The following is a 25,243-nucleotide window of genomic DNA, read 5'->3' on the forward strand; positions in this document are numbered from 1 at the left end:
GGCTTACTCAGAAGTGGTCAGGGCATGCGACATGGCCTGACGTTGGGTTGTATCGGTTTCAGCGGTTTGCGCCACATCAGCTTGCGCAACGGGGTGACGCAGCAAGAAGTACGACAGGGCCGGGATCAGGATCAGCGCGCCGAGCATGTTCCACAGGAACATGAAGGTCAGCAGGATGCCCATGTCGGCCTGGAACTTGATCGGCGACCAGACCCAGCACACCACGCCCGCCGCCAGGGTGATGCCCACCAGGCCCACCACCCGGCCGGTAAACGACACGGCGCTGCGGTAGGCCTGGCTCAGCGGCAGGCCCTGACGCTGGTAATGCAACTGCACGCTGAGCAGGTACAAGGCGTAATCCACGCCGATGCCCACGCCCAGTGCGATCACCGGCAGGGTTGCAACCTTCACGCCTATACCCATGGCCACCATCAGCGCCTCGCACAGGATCGAGGTCAGGACCAATGGCAACAGGGCGACCAGGGTGGCGCGCCAACTGCGGAAGGTGATCAGACAGAACAGCGTCACCGCCGCATAGACATAAAGCAGCATGGTGCGATTGGCCTCGCGCACCACAATGTTGGTCGCCGCCTCAATCCCGGCCGACCCGGCCGCCAGCAGGAACTGGCGATCGTCGCTGTTGTTCTCCAGGGCAAATTTTTCGGCGATGCCCACCACGGCATCGAGGGTCTCGGCCTTGTGATCCTTGAGGAAAGTGATCACTGGCATCAGCGAACAATCGGTGTTGAACAACTCCGGGGAGTTGACCGAGGCTTGCTGCGCGGCGTAGTTCAGCACGTCCTGATTGCGCTGGATGCTGTTGAGCTTGGGGTTGCCTTCATAAGTACCGGCGGTGATCTGGCGCACCGCGTTAACCAGCGAAGTCGTGGCCTGTACGCCCGGATACTGCTGCAGCTCCCAGGCCAGGCGATCGGCGAGAATCAGCGTCTTGTAGCTCAGGCAGCCTTCCGGCGCGGTCTTGATCATCACCGCGAACAGGTCGCTGGACAGCGCGTAGTGGCTGGTGATGTAGGCGTTATCACGGTTATAGCGAGAGTCGGCACGCAACTCCGGTGCGCCACTTTCCAGATCGCCGATCTTCAGCTGCTGGCTGATCATGAAACCGCCGATGCCCAGCAGTACCGCGACCACCACCGCCCCCGTGGCCCATTTGGCCGTGGTGAAGCGGTCGAGCAAGTCCCACAGTTTGCCGAAGCCTTTGTGCCCTTCGGCGCGCGTGTCGATGTTCAGCGCACGCTCGGCAGCCCTGGCGCCCACGCCGACATAGGACAGCGCCACCGGCATCAGCAACAGCGAAGTGAAAATCAGCACCGCCACACCGATACTGGCGGTGATTGCCAGATCCCGGATCACCGGAATATCGATCAGCATCAGCACCGCGAAGCCGACGGCGTCGGCCAGCAGCGCGGTAACGCCGGCAATGAACAGGCGGCGGAAGGTGTAGCGTGCGGCGATCAGTTTGTGGGTGCCACGGGCGATGTCTTGCATGATGCCGTTCATCTTCTGCGCCGCGTGGGACACGCCGATGGCGAAGATCAGGAAAGGCACGAGCACCGAGTACGGGTCGATGGCATAGCCGAGCCAGGCGACGATGCCCAGCTGCCAGACCACCGCGATCAGCGAGCAGCCGACCACCAGCAAGGTGCTGCGCACGCATCGGGTGTAGGCGTAAATGATGATCAGCGAAGTGACGACGGCCAGGCCAAAGAACATCATCACCTGGATCAACCCGTCGATCAGGTCGCCCATCAGTTTGGCGAAACCGATCACCCGGACTTTGTACGGGCCCTTGCCCTCCTCCCCGGCCTTGCGTGCAGCACTGTCACCGGCAAACTCGATCTGGTCGCGCAACTGTTCTTCGAGCATTTGCGAAAAGGCGTGGTAGTCGATGCGCTGACCGCTGGCCGTGGCCTTGTCCAGCAGCGGCACGATCAGCATGCTCGATTTGTAGTCGCTGGCCACCAGACTGCCGACGATACCGGCGCGGGAAATGTTCTGGCGCAGCTGTTCTATTTCTGCCGGCTTCCCCTGGTAGGTATCGGGCATCACCGGGCCGCCCTGGAAACCTTCCTCGGTGACTTCGGTCCAGCGCACCGCCGGGCTCCACAACGACTTCATCCAGGCACGGTCGACACCATCGGCAAGGAACAACCGGTCGTTGACCTGTTTGAGCACGTCCAGGTAACCGGGGTCGAAGATATCGCCCTGAGTGTTCTCCACCACTACCCGTACCGAGTTACCCAAACCGCGCAGCGACTGGCGGTTTTCCAGGAAGTTCTGGATGTACGGCTGGCTCTGCGGAATCATCTTTTCGAAGCTTGGACGCAGCTCCAGGCGAGTCGCGGCCATGTAGCCCAGCATCAGGGTGACCAGCGCCATCAGCAGCATGAACAGCGGACGGTAGTTGAACACCAGCCGCTCCAGCCGATTGCCGGAATGGCGGTCGAAATCCCGCAGATCGCGGATCACCGGCATGGTTTCTTGTTTGGTATGGCCCATGTCTGGGTTCTCGCTCTAAGGGTTCGAGGACTTATTCAACGGACAGCGTCCGTGCACCACGGCTGCCAACCAGCACCAGCGCACCGTCGGCGGACTGAGTGGCGCCGGTCACCGGGGTCGGTGCCGGTTGCTGAACCAGGTGCAATTGCGCGCCTGTGCCCTGGCTGACCAGCATCTGCCCGCCCTGGGTGAACAAGCGATAGTTGCCACGGTTATCGACGAGGCCGGCGGTGATGCTGACGTGCAGGCCACTGTCCAGCGGGGTCCAGTGGAGGCCGCCGTCGGTGCTGCGCAGCACGTTGCCGCGCAGGCCGTAGGCAATCACTTCGCCGGGTTTACCGAGCACGCCGAAAAAACTGCCCTGATAGGGTGTCGGTACGGCGGCGAAGCGCTGATCGGCGTTGTTCCATTTGAGCAACAGGCCCTGTTCACCGGCGATGTACAGCCCATCGCCGGTGGAGGCGATGGCGTTGAGGTGAAAGCCCTGCGGGTTGTCGGTGCGGTCCTGGAACGGTGTCCAGCTCTGGCCGCCATCCTCGGTGCGCAGGATCAGGTTGAACACACCGACCACATAACCGAGGCGGTCGTTGGCGAACCAGACATCGAGCAAGGGTTTGTCGGCGCCCTGCGCAATCAGGCGCTCACCTTCGGCGACCAGCAGTGGCCATTGCTCGTTGCCGGGCTCTGCACTGGCCAACGCGCCGTAATGCTTGACCAGCAAGGCGCCGATCTCGCGGCCATCCAGTTGCTTGCGCCAGGTCGCACCCGCGTCACTGCTGTGCAACACCACGCCGTCACCGCCCACCGCCCAGCCTTGGGTAGTGGAAGGAAAACTGACGGCATTGAGGTCGGCACTGACCGGCACGGCGGCCTGCTGCCAGTGTTTGCCGGCATCATCGGAATACAGAATGTGGCCACGCTGCCCGACGGCGACCAGACGGTCGCCGACGCGGGCCATGCCCGATAGCGGGCTGTTGACAGCCAGGGCGCTGACCCTGGCCGGCAGATCCAGCACGTCGACATAACCGGAGGCCTGGCTCAAGCCCTGCAACATTGCAAGCAGTGCGCCGAGCGCCAGCCGCAGATAATTTTTGTACGAACACATACCGCGTCCTCTTCGGATAACCGCGCCGGGACACACATCCGTGTGCCTGACTTTCAAACCTGGCGCCCGAAACGATCGGCATACGCCGACCGTCGTGCGGTCCCTTGCCTTGCGGGCAACGGAACGCTCGGACGCGTTGTCACGGTTTGCTTAGCGAATCCCGCTGCCTGCCAGGGATTCCGACGACCACTGCGCCTTGGAAAGCGGCTCGATGTACTTGATCCCGCCGTAAGGCCCGACCACGCCATTGATGTTGTAGGAGCCACCCACCAGGTCGTAGATCATGAAGGGCGTGGAGTCCGGGACTTGCTTGTCGTAGCTCTGGCTGAGGAACGCGAAGGAGCCACGGTACAGCTGACCACGGGCGTCGTACTGGTCAGAGGCCAGAGCGGTCCAACTGTCTTCATCGAGGTAGAAGCGACGCTTCTGATAGATGTGTCGGGCGCCAGCCTTGAGATTGCCCTCCACCACCCAGACGCGATGTTTTTCCCAACGCACATAATCGGGTGCCAGGTGATTGGCAGTGGTCAGGGACTTGGGGTCCTGGGCGTAGGTCAGCTTGTAGGTGTTGTAGGGCACGATCATTTCCTGCTTGCCCACCAGCTTCCAGTCGTAGCGGTCCAGTGCACCGTTGAACACGAAAACATCGTCGTAGGTGCCGGCACCGGCGGTGCCAGGGTTAGGCGTGTCGTAAGCCAGGTTCGGTGCCAGCTTGACCCGACGCTGGCCAGGCAAGTATTGCCAGGCACGGCGCGGTTGCTGCAGCGGGTTGGCGGCATCCTTGAGCATCACCGCTTCACCGGCCCGGCGCGCAGGGCCGGTGTAGGACAGCTTCATCTGGTAGTACACGTCGGCGCTGCTGATCGGCTGCGCCAGGTTCTCGTAGATCGGATAGGAAATGAACGCCTGCCCGGTGGTCGCCAGGCTCGGAATGCCTGCGGAGTCGACGTTCCAGGAGTCGTACTTGGAGTTGATGCTGACGCCCTGATAACGCAACAGGAAGTTCCACATTGCCTCGTTACCCGTCTGCGGAATCGGGAACGGCACGCCGGGCAGCACGTTATCGACGGCCAACCCGCCTTCGAGGGACTTGGCGCCGGTGGCATTTTTCACCCCGTTGTCCAGCACCGCCTTGGGCAAAGAGACGGTACGGTGGGTCGGGTAGACATTGACGTGGAAGCTTGGGAAACGCTTGGCCAGTTCCGCGGTGGTTGCACTGAGCAGGTCCTTGTACTGATCGACGTTCTTGCCGTCGATCACCAGCAGCGGCTTTTCGTTGGCGAAGGGATCCGGGCGCATGCTGTCACCGGATTTGAAGCTGGCCGGCGGCGTGGTCAGGCCACCGTCATAGGCGGGGATGGATCCGTCGGCATTCCCGGCCTTTTCAGCCCCGACCAGGGTCAGGCTGGTGCCGAGCCTGGCGGCTTCCTGAGTCGATACAGCGGCCTGTGCCTGGCTGGCAATAACCATCGCAAACGAGGCGGCTAACACGGTTTGCACACATTTCATCTTGTTATTCTCCTGCTTACTTTGCGTAAGCCAGTGGTGAATCAAAAAGTGGTTTTCATCGTCAGGTAAACGGCGCCACGGTCCTCAGTCGTGGCACCACCACCGGAGAAGGCCGAGTAGCCACCGCCGTAACATGCGTAGTTTTCATTGCCGCTAAAGGCATTGGGTGTGGAGCCATCTCCGCTACCGGCATTGGCCGCGCCGGTGCTCGAACCACTGACGTCGCACTTGTCTGTCTTGCCGAAGGAATCCACGTACTTCAGGTCGATGAAGTATTTGTTGTACACAACGGCACCCACGCCCAAGGCATAGTTGCCGGTGTCTTTGGCACCGCCACCGGACACCGGTGACACGCCGGCGAGGCCGACGTTGATGGACATCGGGGCGTTGAGATCGACCCCCGGGAATACCTGGTACCAGGTCGGTGTGAAGTTGACCGCGATGCCCCAGTTGTCCCGGGTCGGCTGGTCGATGCCGCGATAGGTGTCCTGGCCCTTGTAGAGCGCTTCGTTCTTGCTATCGAGCTTGAGCAGGTTGCTGTAGTACAACTCGGCGAGCAGGCTGGCCGAATCGAACACCGGTGTTTTCGGGAATGTCATCAGGCCGTTGAGCGTCCAGTGCAACGTGTCACCGGTGGCACTCAGGCTGTCGCCCTTTTGCGGGGTGTCATAGATCACACCGGTGGCCGCCGTACGGGCCGGTAGCAGGCCCAGACCGGCACCGAAACCCTGCGGCCCGGTCGAGCTGACAATCGCCGGAATACTGGCCAGCGGCATGTTGTGACGAATGTTCAGGTCCGAACCCACACTGATACCGCCCACATCCTTGGACAGGCTCAGGCCAAAGATCTGAATGTTGTCGGCATAGGCCAGTTGATAGGTGCTGGTGCTCAACGAATTGAGGGTGTTGACCACCGCCGGCACCATGCCGGCAGGCGGGGTGCCGTTGGGATTGGCCGACGTCAGCCCGGTGGCGTTCAGCCAGGCTTGCGGCAGGATTTCCGAGGTATTGCGGTAGTAAACACCGAGGGTGCCATCCAGCCAGGCCGGCGACCACTTGGCCATTACCCCCCAGTCGCCGCGCTTGTCCGGCGTCAGGTCATGACCGCGACGCACATTGGTCAAACTGTTGCAGGGCGCCAGACCACAACCCAACGGGCTACCCGGCACCACGCCATTGGTGTTGCCCAGCAGGAACGACTGCGCACCGAAGCCGACCAGATCGGAGCCGCCATAGTAAGTACCGGCTTCAGGCAGGCGGGCGGCATCCCAATCGAGGAAATACTGAGCGGCCACGGTCAACTCGGGATTGACGGTGAACGACATCGACAGCTGGTTACGCGGAACGAACAGTTCCTTGGCTTCGGTTCCCGGCGAGGCGGCCAGTTTGGCCAGGTCCAGCCCGGACTGGCCGTAGCTGATCGAGTGCACCGGGTTGAGAATGGTCTCGCCCCAGAACACGTTGTGCTGACCGGCCTTGACGCTCAACAGCGACTCCTCGCCCACTTCGGTGCTGTAGAACACGAAGGCGTCGAGGATTTCGCCGGAAGGACCGGTGTAGTAACGCTCGGCGTAGTGGCTCAGGTGGGGGCTGCCATTGCCGACATTGTCGCCCGTGACCCCGGCCAGGCGCGGATCGTTGGCGACCAGACCCGACCTTGCGTCATTGCCATTGACGAAGGGGTTGGAATTGGAACCGGTGTTCTCGTAGGCCTTGTCATACCAACTGGCGGCGCTGACGCGAAAGCCCATGTGGTCCTTGTAGACCACATCCATTTCGGTCAACAGGTCAACGCGGTTGGTGATGTTGGTTCCGGCCTTGCGGAAGTTGTAGTCGCCATCGTTGTTGTTCGGCGTCGCCAACAGGCGCTTGTCGGCGCTTTCGGTGCGCACACCGTAGTTGTACTTGACGGTGTTATCCAGGCGCGCGGTCCAGTCCGGGTTACCTGTGTCCAGTTCGACCGCATAGGCAACCGGCACGGCTGCGGCCAGCATGGCCGAGGCCAATAAGGTGCATCGCGAGGGGGCGAACCCGTGACTCTTATTGTTGTGCATTGCGTTGTCTCCGCCTTTTTGTATTTGTTTTAAGCGCAGCCGCCCTCACCCCCCCTTGTTCCAGGGGGTTGCGTTTTTCAGGAATGAGGGCAAATGCCGGATGACTGAGGGCCACCCGGCGCCTGAACTAGCGGTCCAGCTCCAGGATGAGAGCTTCGGCTTGAGGCCAGTGGCCAAAGCCTGCAGCCGGATTGAGATGACCTGCATCGCCCACGTTGAGCAGTTCACTGCCCCAGCCTTCAGCCAGCTGAGTGACGGCGGCCAGGCTGGCGAGATGGTCGTTGGTACTGGCGGCCACCAGACTGCGGAACGGCAGCGGCCCTTTTGGCAGAGGGTTCCAACCCTGGGTACGCAGGGTTTCAGCGGATGGGTAGCCTTGCGGCCAATCAGCATCGAGATCCGGAGGAGTGGCCAGCAGCGCGCCCTTGATCGGCCGGCTGTGTTGCGCAGCCCAGTGCGCGACCATCAACACGCCCGCGCTGTGGGCCACCAGAATCACCGGCCCATCGATCTGCTCCATCTGGTGTTGAATCGCTTCGACCCGCTTGGCGCAATCGAGCTTGTCGGTTGCCTGCGGCGGCACACTGCGCACCTTGCACAACCTGGCTTCAAGCAGCGTTTGCCAATGCTCGGCAACGTGCTCGCGCAGGCCCGGTACGATCAGAACGGTTGCGGCAGTTTGCAGTTTGTCCACGTCAACACCTTCGCTTTCTCGATGACTCGACTGGCTCTATTGGCCAGGGGCTTTTTGTAGGACTGACATTAAAGAGCGCCCACCCGAAGCGCTTTTCATTGGACGTCAGGCACTTTTCTTTTCATGACAAATTTCCAGGGATCGGCACGCGGCGACCATTGGTCGTAAATCCCCGCAGGTTCTCTGCGGGTCACTGTAATCAACGGGTGAGCGTCGATTGCGCCACGATAACGGAGGTGATCCTGGACAGATTTGAGCGAGCGCCCTCGACAACCTCGCAACTGTTCAATTGCTGATGCGCTGGATATAGTCGCCACGCTCATTTGAATCGCAACCGGCCCAGGAAAGACTTTCGCATGCCCAAGCTTGTTCGCGCCGCCGTCTTGACCAACTACCTGGAGGTCACTCAGTACCTGGGGTTCAACCCGCGCGATGTACTGGCCAGCGTCGGCCTGAGCAAAGCCCTGCTGCAAGCGCCCGAACACCGCATTCCCATTGATGCCGCCGTACGCCTGCTGGAAGACTCGGCCGCCGCCAGCGGCTGCCAGAATTTCGGCCTGAGCATGGCCGAGTCGCGCCAACTCTCGGACTTCGGAGTGGTCAGCCTGCTCCTCAGCCACCAACGTACGCTGCGTGATGCCTTGCAGGTCGTGGTGAATTACCGTCACCTGATGAATGATTCGCTGGCCATCTTCATTGAAGAGGCCGACAAGATGGTGATCATTCGCGAGGAGGTAGTCACTGAATCGCCCATGCCTTCCCGCCAGGCCACTGAGCTGGCCATCGGGGTCATGTTCCGTCTGTGCGCTGCCTTGCTCGGCACCCACTGGCACCCCTACAGCGTCAACTTCACGCACCAGCCCCCGGACAACCTGCAACTGCATCGCCGTCTGTTCGGCTGCACGCTGGAGTTCGGCAGTGAGTTCAATGGCATTGTCTGCTCCGACGCCAGCCTCGACATGACCAACCCCAATGCCGACCCGGCCATGGCGCGCTACGCCCAGAGTTACCTCGACTCGCTGCTCAACCACGAAGGCCCGTCGATACTGTTCGAGGTGCGCAAAGCCATCTACCTGCTGCTGCCGATGGGACGCGCCACCATCGAGCAGATCGCCCAGACCCAGGGCATGAATGTCCGGACTCTGCAGCGTCGCCTCAAAGACGACGGCTGCGCCTTCAACGACCTGATCAACGACGTGCGCCGCGACCTGGTGCTGCGCTACCTGGACAATCCGAATTACTCGCTGGGCCGGATCGCCGACATGCTCGGCTACTCCATGGCGAGCTCCTTCACACGCTGGTTCATCACCCAGTTCGGCATGCCGCCCGCTACATGGCGCAGCGCACAAAAACAAACCATCTCAAGACCGCTCTCTGGCTCCAAAGAGTCCTGAGCTAGCCGCACCTTCGAGTCATCTATGGCTGGCGCGGGCAAAAAAGTCCGCTGCCATTCCACACCTCATACCCTGCATTCATTGCCTGAAGGCTTTTCTGACAGCCTCAGGCTTCAACCATCCCATCTCGATCCTACAAGCGATCAAGCCGCGACTGGCAGCGTCACCTATTCCCCAACGCGCACCGTTGTTCCCAGGAAACCGATCACTGATTTGGCGCCCGGGGACGGGCTTTGCGCAAAAGGGATGCATCCATGGAAAAGGACTTTGTGGGTTACCACTGTGCCGTCTGCCGCGAGCGAGCTCTGGCAGAGCGTGCCCGACGGCCCGTGCACCGACCGAACCAGGCTCAATACGATGAAATGATGGCCCGACAGCGGGCGCGGGAGGAGCACCACAACGCTGAGTGGGAAGCCAAGGAAAAACGCGAGGAAGCCGCTCTCGCGAATGTCACCCTGCGTATCGGGGTGTTTTTCGATGGCACCGGCAATAATCCGTTCAACGTGGAGATGGGGCGCAAGTGCGGGGCTCATCATCCGGTGTCGACGGAGGATATGGATGGGAGTTGCAAGCCGTATATGCAGGACCCTGACGGCAGCTATGGGGGTGAGGTGACGAATGTTGCGCGGTTACATGATTTGTACATGACATCTACCGACCGGGGAAAAATCATCCAGCAAAAAAAGGCATTCGATAAAGTCTATGTCGAAGGTATTGGCACGACCGCAGGCGGGCAAGACAGTCTGCTGGGCATGGCTTGGGGCCGGGGTGAGACCGGTATCGAAGCTCGGGTATTTGACGCATTCGGCCAGATCAAACGGCGGTTACGCAACTTTCATCAGGTCTTCCCGGACATCCAGATCAGCTCCTTGACCTTCGACGTGTTCGGCTTCAGCCGTGGTGCGGCCGCCGCCCGACATTTCGCCTGTTTGTGCCTGTCAGGGACCAACAGTCCGCTCAGGGAAACGCTGTACTTGCCGAATAGCCTGTTCGCCCGGGGCTTCAGCAAGGTCTTTGGTGAAGGGGTCAACATCGGGTTTGTCGGCCTGTTCGACACCGTCGCTTCCGTGGGTGGCCTGAGTAACCTGGGTTATGTGCGCAGCCCGGTAGCCCCCGGGGTCAAGTTGTATTTGATGCCGCGCTTCTTTCCCAATGTTCTGCAACTGGTGGCACGGGACGAGTACCGCGCGAACTTCGCCCTCAACAGCGTCGGTCCGGACCATCTGGAAATCAGCCTGCCGGGTGCTCACTCGGATATCGGCGGTGGTTACCGCGAAGACATCGAAGAGTGCGTGTTACTCAACCCCATGCAGGCCTTGGAAGTTGGTGAGTTCACCGACGTAAAAACCACCTCGATCTACCGCGATGCCCAACAGGAACGGGCGAAATGGCACGCCAAGGGCTGGCCCATGGAGATGCTGGAACTGATCACCCCAGATCCGGTAAAGCTGCTGCCTGAACCAAGAGAGCAGAACGCGCCAAAACAAAAGCGGGTATTTGTCGGTTTACAGCTACGACGTAAGATCGGTGCCGGGCTGTCGCGGGTGTACCTGCGGGTGATGTATGAAGCTGCCAAAAAGCATGGGGTTGAATTTGACGATCCTCAGGAAGATCCCGAATTAGCACCACCCGCGGAACTTGAGCCAATGTGCGAGCGGTTTGTCGCCGGTGATTACCGCGTTACCGCCGCAGAGGAGCAATTGCTGAAGCTGCACTACATCCACCAGTCAGCGCACTGGACCCCGACTTTCCTTTCGGGGCCTCGCATCACCCGATTCGAACTGGCCTATGCCCATATCCCAACGGCAGATGCCGCAAGGGTGCACCACCCTCATGTACCGGAATGGACACTGTAACCATGAAAATTCTGATCCTGTTATTGGCGCTTATATCGATAGGTGCCTGCCAACCCGTCGATCCGCTGTCGGCCAAAAACGACTACAGGACATCCTGGTGGTACATCGGCTTCACCGAGCCCGCTCATATGACGGTATGGGTCGAGACCTCCGCTGTCGAGGATATAAACGGGCGAATTTTTTACAATATCGCTGCGGGGGTAGCGGGTAGCAGCGACCACGAGAATGGAACTGAAAATGCGCGGGGCTGGGTAGGTATTGGCGGGGCCGGCAAGCCCGTCACAGGCGCCGACCTGCCGAAGCGCCTCTATGTGCGCTGGCAATCGATTGTCGAGCGCAAGACCTACGCGGGCTGGATCGATATCTCCGAGTCCACCCGCGATATCATGCGCAACTCGACAGCCCAACGTTGCCACGAGACCCCAGAGTTCACCGCCAACCCGAGTGCGGCCCTGAATCTGGGATTGGCGCCGGGCGGCATCATTCAGGTCTGGGTCTGGGACGATTGTTTCCGTGCCCACAAAGTCGACCGTGGCCAAGTCGGCATCGAGCCGTTAGGCCCCTATCAAGGCAAGTACAACGGCTACCACGGAAAGATCAAAGACTCTTCCAAACGCTACATCGAACGCTTTGGCATTCCCTATGGCAGTTGGTGACGACGTATCGTTGTTCCAGAACCGGTCAAACAAAAAAAACGGCGACTGCTGGCACAGTCGCCGCAAAAGAACCGGTGTCAGGGACACCGGCCGAGAGTCCCACCGCGCCATGGAGGCAACGCAGTGCAACGCCGCTCGTGAATGAGGTTGTCGCGTGTCTACAGCCCCCAGCGCAGCAACAGCAACACCAGCACGACCAGGAACACCGTCTCCCCCACCATCAGCAGAATGGGTTTGATACCGACCGCCGCCAGCTCCTTGAGCTGAGTCTTCATGCCCAGGGCGCTGATGGACACCACCAGGCACCAACGCGACAGTTCATTGACCGAACCTTGCACCACCGGGGCAACCCAGCCGGTGCTGTTGATACAGGCCAGCAGCAGAAAACCGACGGCGAACCACGGTAGCAGCGGTGGTCGCTTGCCGGTCGGATCGGCACCCTGCATGCGCGTGACCATCGCCGCACACACGATCACCGGCAGCAGCATCGCCACCCGCATCAACTTGACCACTGTTGCGGTATCGCCAGTTTCGGTCGACAGGCTGTAACCAGCGCCGACGACCTGGGCGACATCGTGGATGGTCGCCCCCAGGAACACCCCCGCCACTTGCGGCGACAACGACAGCCAATTGGCAATCATCGGGTACACGATCATTGCCAGGGTCGACAGCGCCGACACCCCAATCACCGTGAACAACGTCGCACGTTCTTTCTGTGGATGATTGGGCAACGCCGCCGCCAGCGCCAGCGCCGCCGACGCACCACAAATCGCAGTGGCCCCGCCGGTGAGCATGCCGAACAAGCGCTGAAATCCCATCGCCTTGGCCGCGATCACCGAGACGCCGATTGTCACCACCACCAGGATCACCACCAGCGCCACAGGCTTCCAGCCCAGCGCGGCAATCTGTTCGAGGGTGATGCGCATGCCGAGCAAGGCCACGCCAATGCGCAACACAGTACGTGCAGTGAATTCGATGCCAGCCTTGCAGGCACCCTCACTGGCCAGGAAGTTCAGCGCCATGCCCAACAGCAAGGCAAACAGCATCACCGGCGCACCGTAATGCTCGGACAAAAAGGACGCGGCTGCCGCCACGATCAAGCTGACGACAAAGCCTGGCGCCAATTCGCGCGTTCGGCTGTGGATACGGGTAAGTGCGATAGCGTTCATGGCGCGGGCTCCTCGCAAGCGATGACGATGAATGCCTGGCCGTCTATTGTCTCGACCGGATAGTTGGCAACTTTGACCTGGGTTGAATTGAGCAAGTAACCGCTGCGCAGATCGAAGCGCAGGCCATGGGCGCAGCACTGGATCACCCGCCCCTCAAGGCGCCCGCCACACAACGAGGCGCCCTGGTGTGGACAACTGTCGTCAATGGCGAACAGGTCACCTTCGATGTTGAATAACGCCAGGCTTTTACCATCGCATTCGAACAGCGCACGACCGCCTGCCGGCGGGAGTTTTCCAGCGGGCACGGGGATTCGAAGACTCATGCAGGTTGCCGCGCGCGATGACTGTCGAGCAAGGCTTCGCACATGGCGTCAAATAGCGCCTCGGCAGGCTGCGCGCCCACCACCGTCAGGCGACCGTCGAACTGAAAACTGGGCACGCCACTGGCGGCTCCCGCCTCGTTGCCAATGTAAGGATCGCCGTCGCCTTGCAGGCAGGAGGCCATGGCATCAGGGTCGAAACCACACGACCGGGTGATGGCAAGCAAGGTCTCCTGGCTGCCCAGATCCTCACCGCTCTCTGATCCCTGAAGCTGGAAATAGGCTGCGAACAAACGCTCAAGCAAAACATCGCATTGGGCGCTATTGCCCAGCACCTTCGCACGCTCCAGCAAGCGATGGGCGTCGGCGGTATTGGGCATGCGGACGATGCGACTCAAATCGATGGGCACGCCCTCCGCCATCGCAGCCTGCTGCACCTGGGCCAGGCGCATCGCTACGGCTTTAAGACTGCCCAGGCGTTTGAGGTAAAAATCGACAAAGGGTTCACCCTGTGCCGGCAGCTGCGGCAGCAATTGCACCCCGTGCCACACCGTGGTGATTTCCACGCCGGGTTGCCGGACACGCAGCAGGTCTTGCGCGCGCGCAAGTTGGCGCTTGCCGATCAGGCACCAGGGGCAGATGAAATCGAAAAACACATCAATACGTAAACGACCACTCACAACTTCACCTCTAACACCGCTTTGCCAATCGAATCGTGGACTTGCTCGCCCTGAAGCCGGGCCATGTCCTTGTGGTAATGACACTTGGCGTAAAAGAACACGGCCGCTGCCGCGATACTGACCAGTGGCACCATTTGAAAAGCCGCCTGCAAGCCGATGAGGTCGGACACCCGGCCGGTGATTAACGGCCCAGGCGCCAGCCCCAGCATGTTGTTGGCCAAGGTCAGCGTGGCGAAGGCCGTGCCATGGACCGAGTAATGGGTCAGGTTGGCAACCATGGCTCCGCAAGGACCGGTCGTGCCGGCGGCAATCAACATCCCCAGGCAGATCAGCACCAATTGCACAGGCCCTGGCGGCAGGGCGAAGGCCGTCGACAACAGCAGACAACTGCCCAGGCAATAGGCGATGGCCAAAGCGACTTTGCGCTCCGGCGAAGGGCGACACAGTCGATCACTGAGCATGCCGCACAGGATCATCCCCGCGCCGCTGCACAGCACGATGATCGCCGCGACGCCGCCCGCCTTGTCCGTGGCCATGTCGTAATAGCGATTGAGGTAGCTGGGCATCCACACGATCACGGTGCCGCCGACGAACAGTTGCAAGCCACTGCCGATGTAGGCAGCGATCACCGAGCGGCTGGAAAACAGCGTACGTAGCGGACGCTTGACCGCGGCAGCCGCCTTGTTCGCCGCCTGCGCGGCACGTTGCGGAGCAATGCGTGCTTCCTTGACGATGATCGGGTAAAGCACCGCCAGCAGCAGGCCGAACAGCGCCATGCCGGCGAACGACCAGCGCCAGCCCAGTTTGGCGGCGATGGCACCGCCCAGCGCCATGCCCAACACCGAACCGAACATGCCGCCCGCCATGAAGGCACTGGCCAGCGTTGCACGCATGTGTTTGGGAAACACCGAAATCACCACCGCGATGCCGACGCTGCCATAGGCCGCCTCACCGACCCCCACCATGAAGCGGGCGATAAACATCTGCTGGTAGTCCTGCGCCAACGCGCAGCCCAGTGTGGCCAGGCTCCACAACAGCGCCATCAACGCCAGGCTCTTGACCCGACCGAAGCGATCCGCCAACAACGACAAGGGGAAGGTGAGCAGGCCGACCATCAGGGCGACAACGCCACTGAGCAGACCGAGCTGACCGTCGCTCAGGGCCCACTCGCCCTTGAGCATCGGGAACACCGCATTCAGTACCTGGCGCGACATGTAATCGGAAATCAGCAGGCCGAACGTCAGTGCGAAGACGATCCAGGCATACTTGCGCGCAATGCCGACGCCACTGCCGTCGTCATCGTCTGCGGCGATTGGGTGAAAGGCCATGCAGCCTCCTCAAAGCTTCGTTTTATTGTTGTTATCAAGCGTGTTGCCATGCAGCGAGCGGGAGGCGTTTAACCGCCCGCTTCGTCTGCCGATCAGTCGATCAGCCGCGTTGCGGCACACCTTTTTGTCCAGCCTTGCGGTTGGGAGCCATGCCATTGGCCAACAGGGTTTCTTCGATGCTTTGGTACTGCACACCGATGCGATAGATCTCGCGGGCTTCTTTACCGGTAGCGATTTCGCGACCCAGTTCATGGGCGATGCGTACGGTTTGCTCGATTTGCTGCACCGAGCTGAAACGCTTGCCCTTCTGATCGATGATCGTGTCTTCAATCCCCACGCGAGGGTGCAGCCCCATCGCCAGCGCCATGGTATTGAACGGCAGTACGTTCTTGAGCAGCGATTCGGCGGTCAGGGTGCAACCGTCCGGCGCACGATGGATGAAGTTGAAGAAGTTGAACGGATTGGGGCCATCGAAACCGCCGCCGATGCCGATCCAGGTCAGGTTCAACGGGCCCTTGTAGACACCCTTGCGCACCAGACGCTCAAGGGTCTCCATGGCATGCATGCCGGTCAGTTGGAAATGCGGCTGGATGCCGTTGTCCATCAGACGCTTGAGGTGTTCGGCGACCCAGGCCGGGCCAGCCGGTACGGTCATTTCGCTATAGGCCGCCTGATAGGCAGGGTTGGCCAGGGACGTACCTTCCAGGTATTCCGGATACAGCAGCTCCATGATGTTCATCTGGGTGGTGTTGATAGCCACCGTGACCTGATCCGGTTTTGGCGTCAGCTCCGCGAGCATGTGGCGAGTGTCGTCAGACAGCCACTTGGCCGCTTCACCATCGCTTTCGGGGGCGAAGGAAATCGAACCGCCGACCTGGATGATCATGTCCGGTACGGCTTCACGCACGCCAGCGATCAGTTCGTTGAACTTGGACAGACGCTTGGAACCCTTACCGTCCAGTTCGCGCACGTGCAGGTGCAATACGGTGGCGCCCGCCTCATAACAATCGACCGCTTTCTGCACCTGCTCATCCATGGTCAACGGGATGTCTTCGGGAAAGTCTTCCGGCATCCACTCGGGGCCATACGGGGCCACGGTGATGACTACCTTTTCCATGTTTTCCGGGTGCAGGGAATCGTCGAAAAATTGCATGGGTTACTCCTATTATTATGGTTGTCCACACGCCCGGATCGCGCCGGGCGGACGTGTCTGTGAGAGCGAATGCAGCTGCGGTCGATCGTTAAGTCTTGTCGCCGATGATGCCGGCGCGTTCCATCTTGCGATGGCACGGCGGGTAATCCATGACGGCGTAGTGCTGGGTACTGCGGTTGTCCCAGATGGCGATGCTGTTGGGTTTCCAGCGCCAGCGCACCTGGTACTCGGGGATGTAAGCCTGGCTGATCAGGTAGCGCAGCAACTCACTGGCACCCGGGTTGGCGTCCTGGCCGAAGCGCACCCGCTCGGGGGTGTGGTAGTTGCTCAAGTGGGTAGTAAAGGCGTTGACGAACAGCACCTTTTCGCCAGTCTCCGGATGGGTACGGACCACCGGATGCTCGGCATCCGGGTACATCGCCTTGAGCGCCAGACGCTTTTCAATCGGCATCGCGGCACCGAAACTCGCTTCGATGCTGTGGCGCGCACGCAGGTCGGCAATCTTCGCCTTTACGTCATCCGGCAACCGCGCGTAGGCCTCCACCATGTTGGCCCACATGGTGTCGCCGCCAACTGGCGGGCATTCCACGCAACGCAACACGCAGCCCATTGGCGGCGCTTCGCGCCAGGTCGCATCGGTGTGCCAGGCGTTCTCGTAACGGTCCATCGGCTGGTCCGGGCGCTTGTAGATGCGCACCAGCCCTGGATGATCCGGATCACTGCCGGCCACCGGGTGATCCTCCAGTTCGCCAAAGCGCCGGGCGAAGGCCACGTGCTCGGCCCGGGTGATCTCCTGATCACGCAGGAACACCACGCGATGCGTGAGCAACTGAGCACGGATCTCGGCAAAAAGACCGTCGTCATGCACCGCATCGGCGAGGTTGACGCCCAGCAGTTCCGCGCCAATGCTGCAGGTCAATTGTTCGACTTTCATGGAAGACGACTCCCTTAAATGACGAAAATCGATGAGCCCGTGGTCTTGCGTGATTCCAGGTCACGATGGGCCTGGACGGCATCCTGCAAGGCATAGTGCTGGTTGATCTCGATCTTGATCCGGCCGCTGCCGACATGGTCGAACAACTCATTGGCCAACGCGGTTTTTTCCGCCGGGTCGGCGATGTAGTCGGCCAGGGCCGGGCGGGTCATGAACAGCGAGCCTTTCATCGCCAGCAGTACCGGATCGACAGCCGGGATCGGACCGGAGGCCGTGCCGACGCACACCATCAGACCGCGACGCTTGAGCGAATCCAGGGAACCCATGAAGGTGTTCTTGCCGACACTGTCGAACACCACGTTGACACCAACGCCGTCCGTCAACTCGCGCACACGCGGGGCGACGTCTTCATGGCTGTAATTGATCACATGGTCGCAGCCATGGGCCTTGGCGATTTCACCCTTGACCTCGGTGGACACGGTGCCGATGACGGTCAGGCCGAGCAGCTTGGCCCACTGCGCCACGATCAGGCCCACGCCACCTGCGGCGGCGTGCAACAGAATGCTGTCGCCAGCCTTGAAATCGTAAATGCGCCGCATCAGGTACGACGACGTCAGGCCGCGCATGGTCATCGCCGCGGCGGTCTCGAAACTGATGGTTTCCGGCAACTTGATCAGCGGTGCGGCCGGGATCAGCCGTTCGGTGCTGTAGGCACCCAATGTATTGAGAAAACCGGTGTAAGTGACGCGATCCCCCACGCGCACGTTGGTAACCCCCTCGCCGATCGCCTGGACCACGCCGGAGGCTTCGACCCCCATGCCATTGGGCATCGGGATCGGATAGGTGCCATTGCGAAAGTAGGTATCGGCATAGTTCAGACCCACCGCCACATGACGCAGACGAACCTGACCTGGACCGGGCTCGCCGACTTCGACGTCCTCATAACGAAGGACTTCGGGACCACCGGTTTCGTAGAAGCGTACGGCTTTGGCCATGTTTTCTTATTCTCCAGTCTGCAAGGTTGGCGTGCAGCGTCGATTTGCGCTGACTGGACTGTAGGACGCCGCCTGACAAGCCGCTTCTCATCAGACGACAATGGCTTTTCATTTCATGACAGTGAGCCGGCAGGCAGGGGTGGCATCCACAGGCCACTCGTCGGGCGACGCAACCCGACTGATTGACAGCGATGGGTGCCTGCGCAATTATTACATCGCATGCGATACAAACGCATACGACACACAAATCACATCATTCGAAACACTGAGGATCCACCCCATGAGCAAGATCGAAAAAGTCCTGATGACCGGCAAAACTCACACCACCGCCAGCGCCGCTGGCAACACGTCGCGTGGTCATAACGGCAGCCTCGACATTACGCTGTCGTCGCCTGGAAGCGCGAAACCGGCGCACGTGTTCACCGCCATTCAGCCACACCCGACCGCCGAGCAACTGTTCGCCGGTGCATGGTCGGCCTGTTACACCGCCGCTGTCGGGCTGGTGGCCAATGACATGAACGTGGTGCTGCCGTCTGATTTGTCGGTCGACATCGAAGTCGATCTGGGCCAGACCGGTGCGGCCTACTTCCTTCAGGCTCGATTGACGCTCCGCGTGCCGGGTCTGGCGCACGACGTTGCGACGACACTGGCGCACACCGCCGATCAGATTTGCCCGTACTCGAAGGCGACGCGCGGCAATATCGACGTGGCCCTGAACGTCCTCACGGTTTAACGCACCGCGATTGGCATTTTTTTTACCCACATACATCGCATGCGCTTTAAGCGCATGCGAATAACAAGGCCAAACCCATTCCGATAAAATCGTACACGAGGTATATTTTGCTTTTGCGAGCCTTCTACTTTGGCCAATGAGGAAGCACATGAAACGCACCGACAAGACCGTCCCCGCTGATCTGAAGCTCTCCGACTTCCTGTGTTTTGCGGTCTATTCCACGAACCTGGCCTTCGGCAAGGCCTACAAGCCGATACTCGAGCACTTGGGGCTCACCTATACGCAATACATCACCATCGTTGCGCTATGGGAGGAAGACCACCAAACCGTGGGCAGCCTGGGCGAGAAACTGTTTCTCGAATCAAACACGCTCACACCGATCCTGAAGAAGCTGGAAGCGATGGGCTATCTGCAGAGGCAACGTGATCCCGAGGACGAACGGCAGGTGCGGATCAGCCTGACGAAAAGTGGTCGACAGCTGCGTGAAGACCGTCCCGAAACGGGCCTTTCCCACGCAACGGGTCTGGAACCGGAAGAGTTCGCACAGTTGCAGAACGCGATCGTGAAACTGCGCAACAACCTCATCAAATCGACGAAAGCCGAGGGATGAGCAAAACAAATACCTTGATACCGGAATGAAAAAACGGGCGCCCTGATCGGCGCCCGTTTTTTATTCAAAGGCTCGCTGGCAGGGCTGCGGTTACTGCCCATGAGTACTCCGCTTGTCGCCCCGTTTTGATATGTTTATTTTCATGCAGTTGATTTGTGAAATATTTTATGTCATTTATAGCCTCGCAAATCATCAGGACAGTCCACCTCGCCAGACCGGACGGCAGCCCCGTATCACCAACGCCCCATCCAAGGAGTCAACAATATGAACAAGACAGAACTTCTAGGTGCTCTGGCACTGTGCGCCGCAAGCTTGCTGGCACACGCCGACGAGGACAGCCTGCGTATCGGCATCGAAGCCGCCTACCCGCCCTTCTCCTTCAAGACGCCGGAGGGCAATGTCAGTGGATTCGATTACGACATCGGCAACGCGCTGTGCGCAGAGATGAAGGTCAAATGCGAGTGGGTCATCCAGGAATTCGACGGCATGATCCCGTCGCTCAAAGTGCGCAAGATCGACGCAGTGCTGTCGTCGATGTCGATCACTGAAGACCGGATGAAGTCGGTCGACTTCAGCAAAAAGTACTACCACACGCCGGGCAAGTTCGCGATGAAGACCGGCAGCGTGATCAACGACCCGCTGGTCGATCTCAAAGGCAAGAAAGTCGGCGTGCAACGCGCCTCGACCTACGACCGTTTCGCCACCGAACAGCTGGCGCAAGCCGGCGTCGAGGTGGTCCGCTACGGCTCACAAAATGAAGCCTTCCTCGATCTGGCATCAGGTCGCCTGGACGCCACCCTCGCCGACATCGTCAACACCGACGAGAGCTTTATCAAAACCCCCATAGGTAAAGGTTTCGCGCTGGTTGGGCCGGACATCAACGACCCGAAATACTTCGGCAGAGGCGCCGGGATCGCGGTGCGTAAAGGCGACAGTGCGAACGTTGCACGCCTGAGCGCAGCGATTGACGCCATCCGCGCCAATGGCAAGTACCAGCAAGTGATGGCCAAGTACTTCGCCTTCGATATCTACGGCGAATAAGCCGTTACCCGAAACCCTGGCGCCGGCGTTTGCGGGTGCCAATTCTGGCTTGTCTCGCGCGCCTCCCGGCGCTCGCTTGAGGAACTTCATCATGCTTCACGGCTACGGATCGAGCATTCTCGATGGCGCCTGGCTGACCATTAATCTGGCCCTGACTTCCATGACCATGGCGATTGCCCTGGGTCTGATCGGCGCCGCCTTTCGCTTGTCACCGTTTAAATGGCTGGCGGTGCTGGGCGAAGGCTATACGACCCTGATTCGCGGTATTCCCGACCTGGTGTTGATCCTGCTGATTTTCTACGGCGGCCAGGATCTGGTGAACCGCATTGCCCTCGCGCTCGGTTACACCCGCTACATCGACATCAACCCCTTTATCGCCGGCGTCTGCACCATGGGTTTCATTTTTGGTGCCTACCTCTCGGAGACCTTTCGCGGCGCCTTTATGGCAATCCCCAAAGGCCAGGGCGAGGCCGGTGTGGCTTATGGCATGAGCGGCGCTCAGGTGTTCTGGCGGATTCTGGTGCCGCAGATGATTCGTTTCGCCATTCCGGGGTTCACCAACAACTGGTTGGTGCTGACCAAATCCACCGCGCTGATCTCGGTGATCGGGTTGCAGGACATGATGTTCAAAGCCAAAAACGCAGCGGACGCCACCCATGAGCCGTTCACGTTTTTCCTCGCGGTTGCCGCGCTCTACCTGATGCTGACCAGCGTGTCATTGCTGGTGCTGCGCTATCTGGAAAACCACTACTCGGTCGGCATCAAAGCCGCCGAACTGTGACGGGGAGCACAGCCATGATTCTCGACTACAACCTGATCTGGGAAAACCTGCCGCTGTACCTCAATGGCGCCTTGTTGACCCTCAAAGTCCTGCTGATTTCCCTGGCCGTTGGCCTGGTGCTGGCGATTCCTTTAGCGCTGATGCGCGTCTCCCGACCGCCGTTGATCAGCTTCCCGGCCTGGCTCTACACCTATGTGATTCGCGGCACCCCGATGCTGGTGCAATTGTTCCTGATCTATTACGGCTTGGCGCAGTTCGAAGCGGTACGCCAAAGCGTGCTCTGGCCTTACCTGTCCAGCGCAACCTTTTGTGCCTGCCTGGCCTTCGCGATCAATACCAGCGCCTATAGCGCGGAACTGCTGGCCGGCAGTTTGAAGGCCACGGCCCACGGCGAGATCGAAGCCGCCAAGGCCATGGGCATGTCGCGCTTTACCTTGTACCGCCGCGTGCTCCTGCCGTCGGCCTTGCGCCGGGCACTGCCGCAATACAGCAACGAAGTGCTGATGATGCTGCAGACCACCAGCCTGGCGTCGATCGTCACCCTGGTCGACATCACCGGAGCCGCTCGTACGGTCAGTTCGCGGTTCTATCTGCCATTCGAGGCGTTCATTACCGCCGGCCTTATCTACCTGGCCCTGACCTTCATCCTGGTTCGTCTGTTCAAGCTGGCCGAGCGCCGCTGGCTGGCCTATCTGGCACCGCGCAAGCACTAAGGAGCTGTTATGGAACACATTGAATACCTGTTGCCGTGGGGTGCCTCGGGCACAGAACGACGGCTGTCGCTGTTTCGTTTTGGCAGCGGGCCGCGCAAGGCTTACATCCAGGCCTCCCTGCATGCCGATGAGTTGCCGGGGATGCGTGTGGCGGTTGAACTTAAGCAGCGTCTGCGCGTGCTGGAAGAACAAGGTCGCCTGAATGGGGTCGTCGAGTTGGTGCCGATGGCCAACCCGATTGGCATCGCCCAGATGTTCCAGGCCACCCATCAAGGTCGTTTTGAGTTCTCCAGCGGGAAGAACTTCAATCGTGATTTTCCAGAGCTGGCCGAAGCTGTGGCGGCGCTGGTGAAAGGTCAACTGGGCGCCCACGCCGACGTCAACACCGGGCTGATCCGCCGCGCCATGGCCGATGTTCTCGCCGACATGCCACCGCCGACCTCGGAACTCGATGGCCTGCGCCGCCTGTTGCTTTCACATGCCTGTGACGCCGATGTGGTGCTGGACCTGCACTGCGATTTCGAGTCGATCATGCTGCTTTACGCCATGCCGCAACACTGGCCGCGCCTGCGCTCATTGGCCGCTCGACTGGGTGCCGGCGCCGCATTGCTGGCCGAGGATGCGGGCGGCAGTGCCTTTGATGAAGCCTGCGCGATTCCCTGGTTGCGTCTGGCCGAACTCTTTCCTGAAGCCGATATTTCTTTGGCCTGTGTGGCGACCACCATTGAACTGCGCGGCATGGCCGATACCGAACGCGAGCCCTGCATCGACAGCGCGCAGGCCATTCTCGGCTATCTCGCCGAACAAGGCCTGATCAGCGGTGACTGGCCCGCCGCGCCACCGACCGAGTGTGAAGCGACGCCATTCGCCGGTGCGCAGTACGCCTACGCACCGCACCCGGGGGTGGTGAGTTATCTGCAACCGCTGGGTGCCCGGGTCAGGGTCGGCGACCCGCTGTTCGAAGTGATTGATCCGCTGACCGATCGCCACAGCATCGTGCGCGCCAGCACCGACGGCATCCTCTATGCCCGTGAACGTCTGCGCTTTGCCCAGCCCGGTTTGTGGCTGGCCAAAGTGGCCGGTACTCGCCCTATTCGCCAAGGCCGCTTGCTCAGCGACTGATTCCAGAGAGTTGAAACCATGTACAAACTTGAAATTCAGGATCTTCACAAAAGCTATGGCACCCACGAAGTGCTCAAGGGCGTGTCCCTGGAAGCGAAGGCCGGTGACGTGATCAGCATCATCGGCTCCAGCGGTTCCGGCAAAAGCACCTTCCTGCGGTGCATCAACCTGCTGGAACAGCCCAACGCCGGCAACATCGTGCTCAATGGCGAACCGCTCAAGCTGGTGACCAACAAACTCGGCGGGCTCAAGGCTGCCGAGCCCAAACAGCTACAACGCATGCGTTCGCGACTGTCGATGGTGTTTCAGCATTTCAACCTCTGGTCGCACATGAGCGCCCTTGAAAACGTCATGGAGGCCCCGGTGCATGTGCTGGGCATCAACAAGAAAGAAGCACGGGAAAAGGCCGAGCATTACCTGAACAAAGTCGGCGTGGCGCACCGCATGAACGCCTGGCCGGCGCACATGTCGGGTGGTGAGCAGCAGCGGGTGGCGATTGCCCGGGCGCTGGCCATGGAGCCGGAAGTGATGCTGTTCGATGAACCGACCTCAGCCCTCGACCCCGAGCTGGTCGGCGAAGTGCTGAAAGTCATGCAGGACCTCGCACTCGAAGGCCGCACCATGGTAGTCGTGACCCACGAAATGGGCTTTGCCCGCGAGGTCTCGAACCAGCTGGTGTTCCTGCACAAGGGCCTGGTCGAGGAGCGCGGCAATCCGCGTGAAGTGCTGGTCAATCCACAGTCCGAGCGGCTTCGGCAGTTTCTGGCCGGCAGCTTGAAATAACCACCGGCTCGCTCACCGCTCCCTGGCTTGGCGATGCACAACGAGGTTTGGCATGCGATACACTCCAGCCAACCTCGAACCAAGCCTTCTCCAACCCTTCAGGAACTGTAGAGCCGGACATGCCGACCCCTTCGAAAGACACCACGGTCTATGCCGCGCCGGTGATGCGTAAACTGGCGGAAATCGTTTCCGATCTGCAGCCTTCACTGCGCAAGGTGGCGGACTTTATCCTGCGTCATCCGCTAAGGGCCGCGACGCTGACCATCGAAGAAATGGCCCATGAAACCTCCACCTCGCCGGCCGCGGTCAATCGTCTGGCCAAGGCGCTGAACCTGGGTGGCTACACCGGCATGAAAGCCGAGCTGGTCGCGACGTTGCAGCAAATGGTGTCGCCGGTCGACAAACTGCGCAACGAACTGGCACATCGTCCTGGTGGTGCATTTGGCCTGCATGAACAAATCCAGAGCGCCACCAGCAACCTCGCCACGGCAGCCACCAACAACCACGCCGACACCTTTGAAGCGTTCGTCACCCGCCTGATCGAAGCGCGCAAAATTTACATCCTGGGCTTTGGCAACAGCGTCTACTTCGCAGGCCTCGCCGCCTCGACCCTGATGCCCTTCTGTGCAGACGCCACCGCCATCAGCATGGAGGGCGGCAACGAAAACGCCGCTTACCGCCTGGCCGCCATCACCGATCAGGATGTGTTGCTGGCGATCTCCCTGCCGCGCTATTCCCTCGATACCCTGCAACTCGCCCGCTTCGCCAATGAGCGCGGCGCCTCGGTGCTGGCGATCACCGACTCACCCGCATCGCCGCTCACCAGCATTGCCGAACACGTGCTGTTTGCCCCCGCCGACCATCCGGTGATGACCAGCTCCAACATCGCCGTACTCGCCTTGATTGAAGGTTTGGTGGCGGGCGTGATGGCGCGCAATAAAGAAGCGGTCAAGCTGGCGACCGAGCTGACCGAGAGCGTGATGTCTTACTTGCATATTCCTGCCAGCAGCAAATCGTCGAAGAAGTGATATCTGGCGAGGGGTAGTTGTCCCTGGTGGCCGATACTCTTGGGCTAGAAACTGAAGGCAAGTAC

23 protein-coding genes are annotated in these 25,243 nt (G+C 60.4%); 11 read left to right on the forward strand and 12 right to left on the reverse strand.

Translation table 11 applies throughout. The features are described from left to right. Nucleotides 1-3 precede the first annotated feature (3 nt). From AF70_RS20990 to AF70_RS21010, 5 genes are all read right to left on the reverse strand, one after another. Nucleotides 4-2,520 carry an RND family transporter gene (locus tag AF70_RS20990; RefSeq protein ID WP_028939790.1) on the reverse strand — a complete coding sequence of 839 codons (2,517 nt, stop codon included), beginning with the start codon at nucleotides 2,518-2,520 and terminating at the stop codon, nucleotides 4-6. 31 nt (nucleotides 2,521-2,551) lie between these two features. After that, nucleotides 2,552-3,625, reverse strand: coding sequence for a YCF48-related protein (locus AF70_RS20995; protein ID WP_028939791.1), 1,074 nt, complete (start codon nucleotides 3,623-3,625; stop codon nucleotides 2,552-2,554). 150 nt (nucleotides 3,626-3,775) lie between these two features. After that, nucleotides 3,776-5,134: a DUF1329 domain-containing protein gene (locus tag AF70_RS21000; RefSeq protein WP_028939792.1), complete on the reverse strand. Its 1,359-nt coding sequence runs from the start codon at nucleotides 5,132-5,134 to the stop codon at nucleotides 3,776-3,778. A 41-nt stretch (nucleotides 5,135-5,175) separates the two neighbouring features. Further along, nucleotides 5,176-7,188, reverse strand: a complete 2,013-nt coding sequence (locus AF70_RS21005; RefSeq protein ID WP_028939793.1) for a DUF1302 domain-containing protein — start codon at nucleotides 7,186-7,188, stop codon at nucleotides 5,176-5,178. A 127-nt stretch (nucleotides 7,189-7,315) separates the two neighbouring features. Next, nucleotides 7,316-7,882 (reverse strand): alpha/beta hydrolase, encoded by a 567-nt coding sequence (locus AF70_RS21010; RefSeq protein WP_028939794.1) that lies wholly within the window; start codon nucleotides 7,880-7,882, stop codon nucleotides 7,316-7,318. A 356-nt stretch (nucleotides 7,883-8,238) separates the two neighbouring features. Between AF70_RS21010 and AF70_RS21015 the strand changes: the two genes are divergently transcribed. The 3 genes from AF70_RS21015 (at nucleotide 8,239) to AF70_RS21025 (ending at nucleotide 11,788) form a co-directional block, all read left to right on the forward strand. Further along, nucleotides 8,239-9,276, forward strand: coding sequence for an AraC family transcriptional regulator (locus AF70_RS21015; protein ID WP_028939795.1), 1,038 nt, complete (start codon nucleotides 8,239-8,241; stop codon nucleotides 9,274-9,276). Nucleotides 9,277-9,530: 254 nt separating this feature from the next. Continuing rightward, nucleotides 9,531-11,132 carry a DUF2235 domain-containing protein gene (locus AF70_RS21020; RefSeq protein ID WP_028939796.1) on the forward strand — a complete coding sequence of 534 codons (1,602 nt, stop codon included), beginning with the start codon at nucleotides 9,531-9,533 and terminating at the stop codon, nucleotides 11,130-11,132. A 2-nt stretch (nucleotides 11,133-11,134) separates the two neighbouring features. Beyond that, a complete protein-coding gene (locus AF70_RS21025; RefSeq protein ID WP_028939797.1) occupies nucleotides 11,135-11,788 on the forward strand; it encodes a DUF2931 family protein in 654 nt (217 codons plus the stop codon). A gap of 158 nt (nucleotides 11,789-11,946) precedes the next feature. Here the strand turns inward: AF70_RS21025 and AF70_RS21030 are convergent, their stop codons facing one another. The 7 genes from AF70_RS21030 to AF70_RS21060 form a co-directional block, all read right to left on the reverse strand. Beyond that, nucleotides 11,947-12,957: a YeiH family protein gene (locus tag AF70_RS21030; RefSeq protein ID WP_028939798.1), complete on the reverse strand. Its 1,011-nt coding sequence runs from the start codon at nucleotides 12,955-12,957 to the stop codon at nucleotides 11,947-11,949. After that, the gene (locus AF70_RS21035; protein ID WP_026286598.1) at nucleotides 12,954-13,280 is read right to left on the reverse strand and encodes a Rieske 2Fe-2S domain-containing protein; all 327 of its coding nucleotides are present in this window, start codon (nucleotides 13,278-13,280) and stop codon (nucleotides 12,954-12,956) included. The genes AF70_RS21030 and AF70_RS21035 overlap by 4 nt, the downstream gene beginning before the upstream one ends. Next, nucleotides 13,277-13,957 (reverse strand): DsbA family oxidoreductase, encoded by a 681-nt coding sequence (locus AF70_RS21040; protein ID WP_028939799.1) that lies wholly within the window; start codon nucleotides 13,955-13,957, stop codon nucleotides 13,277-13,279. Before AF70_RS21040 ends, AF70_RS21035 begins: the two co-directional genes overlap by 4 nt. Continuing rightward, nucleotides 13,954-15,285: an MFS transporter gene (locus tag AF70_RS21045; protein WP_028939800.1), complete on the reverse strand. Its 1,332-nt coding sequence runs from the start codon at nucleotides 15,283-15,285 to the stop codon at nucleotides 13,954-13,956. Before AF70_RS21045 ends, AF70_RS21040 begins: the two co-directional genes overlap by 4 nt. 100 nt (nucleotides 15,286-15,385) lie before the next feature. Further along, on the reverse strand, nucleotides 15,386-16,438 hold the full coding sequence (locus tag AF70_RS21050) for a 3-keto-5-aminohexanoate cleavage protein (RefSeq protein ID WP_028939801.1): 1,053 nt from the start codon (nucleotides 16,436-16,438) through the stop codon (nucleotides 15,386-15,388). Nucleotides 16,439-16,526: 88 nt separating this feature from the next. Continuing rightward, nucleotides 16,527-17,372 (reverse strand): TauD/TfdA family dioxygenase, encoded by an 846-nt coding sequence (locus AF70_RS21055; RefSeq protein WP_019581932.1) that lies wholly within the window; start codon nucleotides 17,370-17,372, stop codon nucleotides 16,527-16,529. A 14-nt stretch (nucleotides 17,373-17,386) separates the two neighbouring features. Next, the gene (locus AF70_RS21060; RefSeq protein WP_028939802.1) at nucleotides 17,387-18,367 is read right to left on the reverse strand and encodes a quinone oxidoreductase; all 981 of its coding nucleotides are present in this window, start codon (nucleotides 18,365-18,367) and stop codon (nucleotides 17,387-17,389) included. Between the two features lie 280 nt (nucleotides 18,368-18,647). On the opposite strand from AF70_RS21060, the gene AF70_RS21065 reads away from it, so the two are divergent. The 8 genes from AF70_RS21065 to AF70_RS21100 all read left to right on the forward strand — a co-directional run bounded on the left by AF70_RS21065 (nucleotide 18,648) and on the right by AF70_RS21100 (nucleotide 25,178). Then, entirely contained in the window at nucleotides 18,648-19,100 is a 453-nt protein-coding gene (locus AF70_RS21065; RefSeq protein ID WP_028939803.1) for an Ohr family peroxiredoxin, read from the forward strand. A 148-nt stretch (nucleotides 19,101-19,248) separates the two neighbouring features. Then, nucleotides 19,249-19,710 (forward strand): MarR family winged helix-turn-helix transcriptional regulator, encoded by a 462-nt coding sequence (locus tag AF70_RS21070; RefSeq protein WP_028939804.1) that lies wholly within the window; start codon nucleotides 19,249-19,251, stop codon nucleotides 19,708-19,710. A 264-nt stretch (nucleotides 19,711-19,974) separates the two neighbouring features. After that, a complete protein-coding gene (locus AF70_RS21075) occupies nucleotides 19,975-20,751 on the forward strand; it encodes an ABC transporter substrate-binding protein (RefSeq protein ID WP_007940249.1) in 777 nt (258 codons plus the stop codon). 91 nt (nucleotides 20,752-20,842) lie between these two features. Then, the gene (locus AF70_RS21080; RefSeq protein ID WP_028939805.1) at nucleotides 20,843-21,532 is read left to right on the forward strand and encodes an ABC transporter permease; all 690 of its coding nucleotides are present in this window, start codon (nucleotides 20,843-20,845) and stop codon (nucleotides 21,530-21,532) included. Between the two features lie 14 nt (nucleotides 21,533-21,546). Continuing rightward, nucleotides 21,547-22,245, forward strand: coding sequence for an ABC transporter permease (locus AF70_RS21085; protein ID WP_028939806.1), 699 nt, complete (start codon nucleotides 21,547-21,549; stop codon nucleotides 22,243-22,245). Nucleotides 22,246-22,254: 9 nt separating this feature from the next. Then, nucleotides 22,255-23,367, forward strand: coding sequence for a succinylglutamate desuccinylase/aspartoacylase family protein (locus tag AF70_RS21090; protein ID WP_019581926.1), 1,113 nt, complete (start codon nucleotides 22,255-22,257; stop codon nucleotides 23,365-23,367). Nucleotides 23,368-23,385: 18 nt separating this feature from the next. After that, complete coding sequence (locus AF70_RS21095; protein ID WP_019581925.1) at nucleotides 23,386-24,150, forward strand: ABC transporter ATP-binding protein; 765 nt, start codon at nucleotides 23,386-23,388, stop codon at nucleotides 24,148-24,150. Nucleotides 24,151-24,269: 119 nt separating this feature from the next. After that, nucleotides 24,270-25,178: a MurR/RpiR family transcriptional regulator gene (locus AF70_RS21100; RefSeq protein WP_007940239.1), complete on the forward strand. Its 909-nt coding sequence runs from the start codon at nucleotides 24,270-24,272 to the stop codon at nucleotides 25,176-25,178. Nucleotides 25,179-25,243: the final 65 nt, after the last annotated feature.

The sequence above is a fragment of the Pseudomonas sp. KD5 genome, from assembly GCF_012932895.1.
GTDB lineage: Bacteria > Pseudomonadota > Gammaproteobacteria > Pseudomonadales > Pseudomonadaceae > Aquipseudomonas.

What these genes read in the sequence shown, in the direction of transcription:
- AF70_RS21055 (WP_019581932.1), bottom strand. Translation starts at nt 17,372, where the DNA reads ATGAAAGTCGAACAATTGACCTGCAGCATTGGCGCGGAACTGCTGGGC.
- AF70_RS21015 (WP_028939795.1), top strand. Translation starts at nt 8,239, where the DNA reads ATGCCCAAGCTTGTTCGCGCCGCCGTCTTGACCAACTACCTGGAGGTC.
- AF70_RS20995 (WP_028939791.1), bottom strand. Translation starts at nt 3,625, where the DNA reads ATGTGTTCGTACAAAAATTATCTGCGGCTGGCGCTCGGCGCACTGCTT.
- AF70_RS21020 (WP_028939796.1), top strand. Translation starts at nt 9,531, where the DNA reads ATGGAAAAGGACTTTGTGGGTTACCACTGTGCCGTCTGCCGCGAGCGA.
- AF70_RS21095 (WP_019581925.1), top strand. Translation starts at nt 23,386, where the DNA reads ATGTACAAACTTGAAATTCAGGATCTTCACAAAAGCTATGGCACCCAC.
- AF70_RS21065 (WP_028939803.1), top strand. Translation starts at nt 18,648, where the DNA reads ATGAGCAAGATCGAAAAAGTCCTGATGACCGGCAAAACTCACACCACC.
- AF70_RS21005 (WP_028939793.1), bottom strand. Translation starts at nt 7,188, where the DNA reads ATGCACAACAATAAGAGTCACGGGTTCGCCCCCTCGCGATGCACCTTA.
- AF70_RS21025 (WP_028939797.1), top strand. Translation starts at nt 11,135, where the DNA reads ATGAAAATTCTGATCCTGTTATTGGCGCTTATATCGATAGGTGCCTGC.
- AF70_RS21000 (WP_028939792.1), bottom strand. Translation starts at nt 5,134, where the DNA reads ATGAAATGTGTGCAAACCGTGTTAGCCGCCTCGTTTGCGATGGTTATT.
- AF70_RS21030 (WP_028939798.1), bottom strand. Translation starts at nt 12,957, where the DNA reads ATGAACGCTATCGCACTTACCCGTATCCACAGCCGAACGCGCGAATTG.
- AF70_RS21045 (WP_028939800.1), bottom strand. Translation starts at nt 15,285, where the DNA reads ATGGCCTTTCACCCAATCGCCGCAGACGATGACGACGGCAGTGGCGTC.
- AF70_RS21085 (WP_028939806.1), top strand. Translation starts at nt 21,547, where the DNA reads ATGATTCTCGACTACAACCTGATCTGGGAAAACCTGCCGCTGTACCTC.
- AF70_RS21075 (WP_007940249.1), top strand. Translation starts at nt 19,975, where the DNA reads ATGAACAAGACAGAACTTCTAGGTGCTCTGGCACTGTGCGCCGCAAGC.
- AF70_RS21100 (WP_007940239.1), top strand. Translation starts at nt 24,270, where the DNA reads ATGCCGACCCCTTCGAAAGACACCACGGTCTATGCCGCGCCGGTGATG.
- AF70_RS20990 (WP_028939790.1), bottom strand. Translation starts at nt 2,520, where the DNA reads ATGGGCCATACCAAACAAGAAACCATGCCGGTGATCCGCGATCTGCGG.
- AF70_RS21070 (WP_028939804.1), top strand. Translation starts at nt 19,249, where the DNA reads ATGAAACGCACCGACAAGACCGTCCCCGCTGATCTGAAGCTCTCCGAC.
- AF70_RS21035 (WP_026286598.1), bottom strand. Translation starts at nt 13,280, where the DNA reads ATGAGTCTTCGAATCCCCGTGCCCGCTGGAAAACTCCCGCCGGCAGGC.
- AF70_RS21050 (WP_028939801.1), bottom strand. Translation starts at nt 16,438, where the DNA reads ATGCAATTTTTCGACGATTCCCTGCACCCGGAAAACATGGAAAAGGTA.
- AF70_RS21090 (WP_019581926.1), top strand. Translation starts at nt 22,255, where the DNA reads ATGGAACACATTGAATACCTGTTGCCGTGGGGTGCCTCGGGCACAGAA.
- AF70_RS21080 (WP_028939805.1), top strand. Translation starts at nt 20,843, where the DNA reads ATGCTTCACGGCTACGGATCGAGCATTCTCGATGGCGCCTGGCTGACC.
- AF70_RS21060 (WP_028939802.1), bottom strand. Translation starts at nt 18,367, where the DNA reads ATGGCCAAAGCCGTACGCTTCTACGAAACCGGTGGTCCCGAAGTCCTT.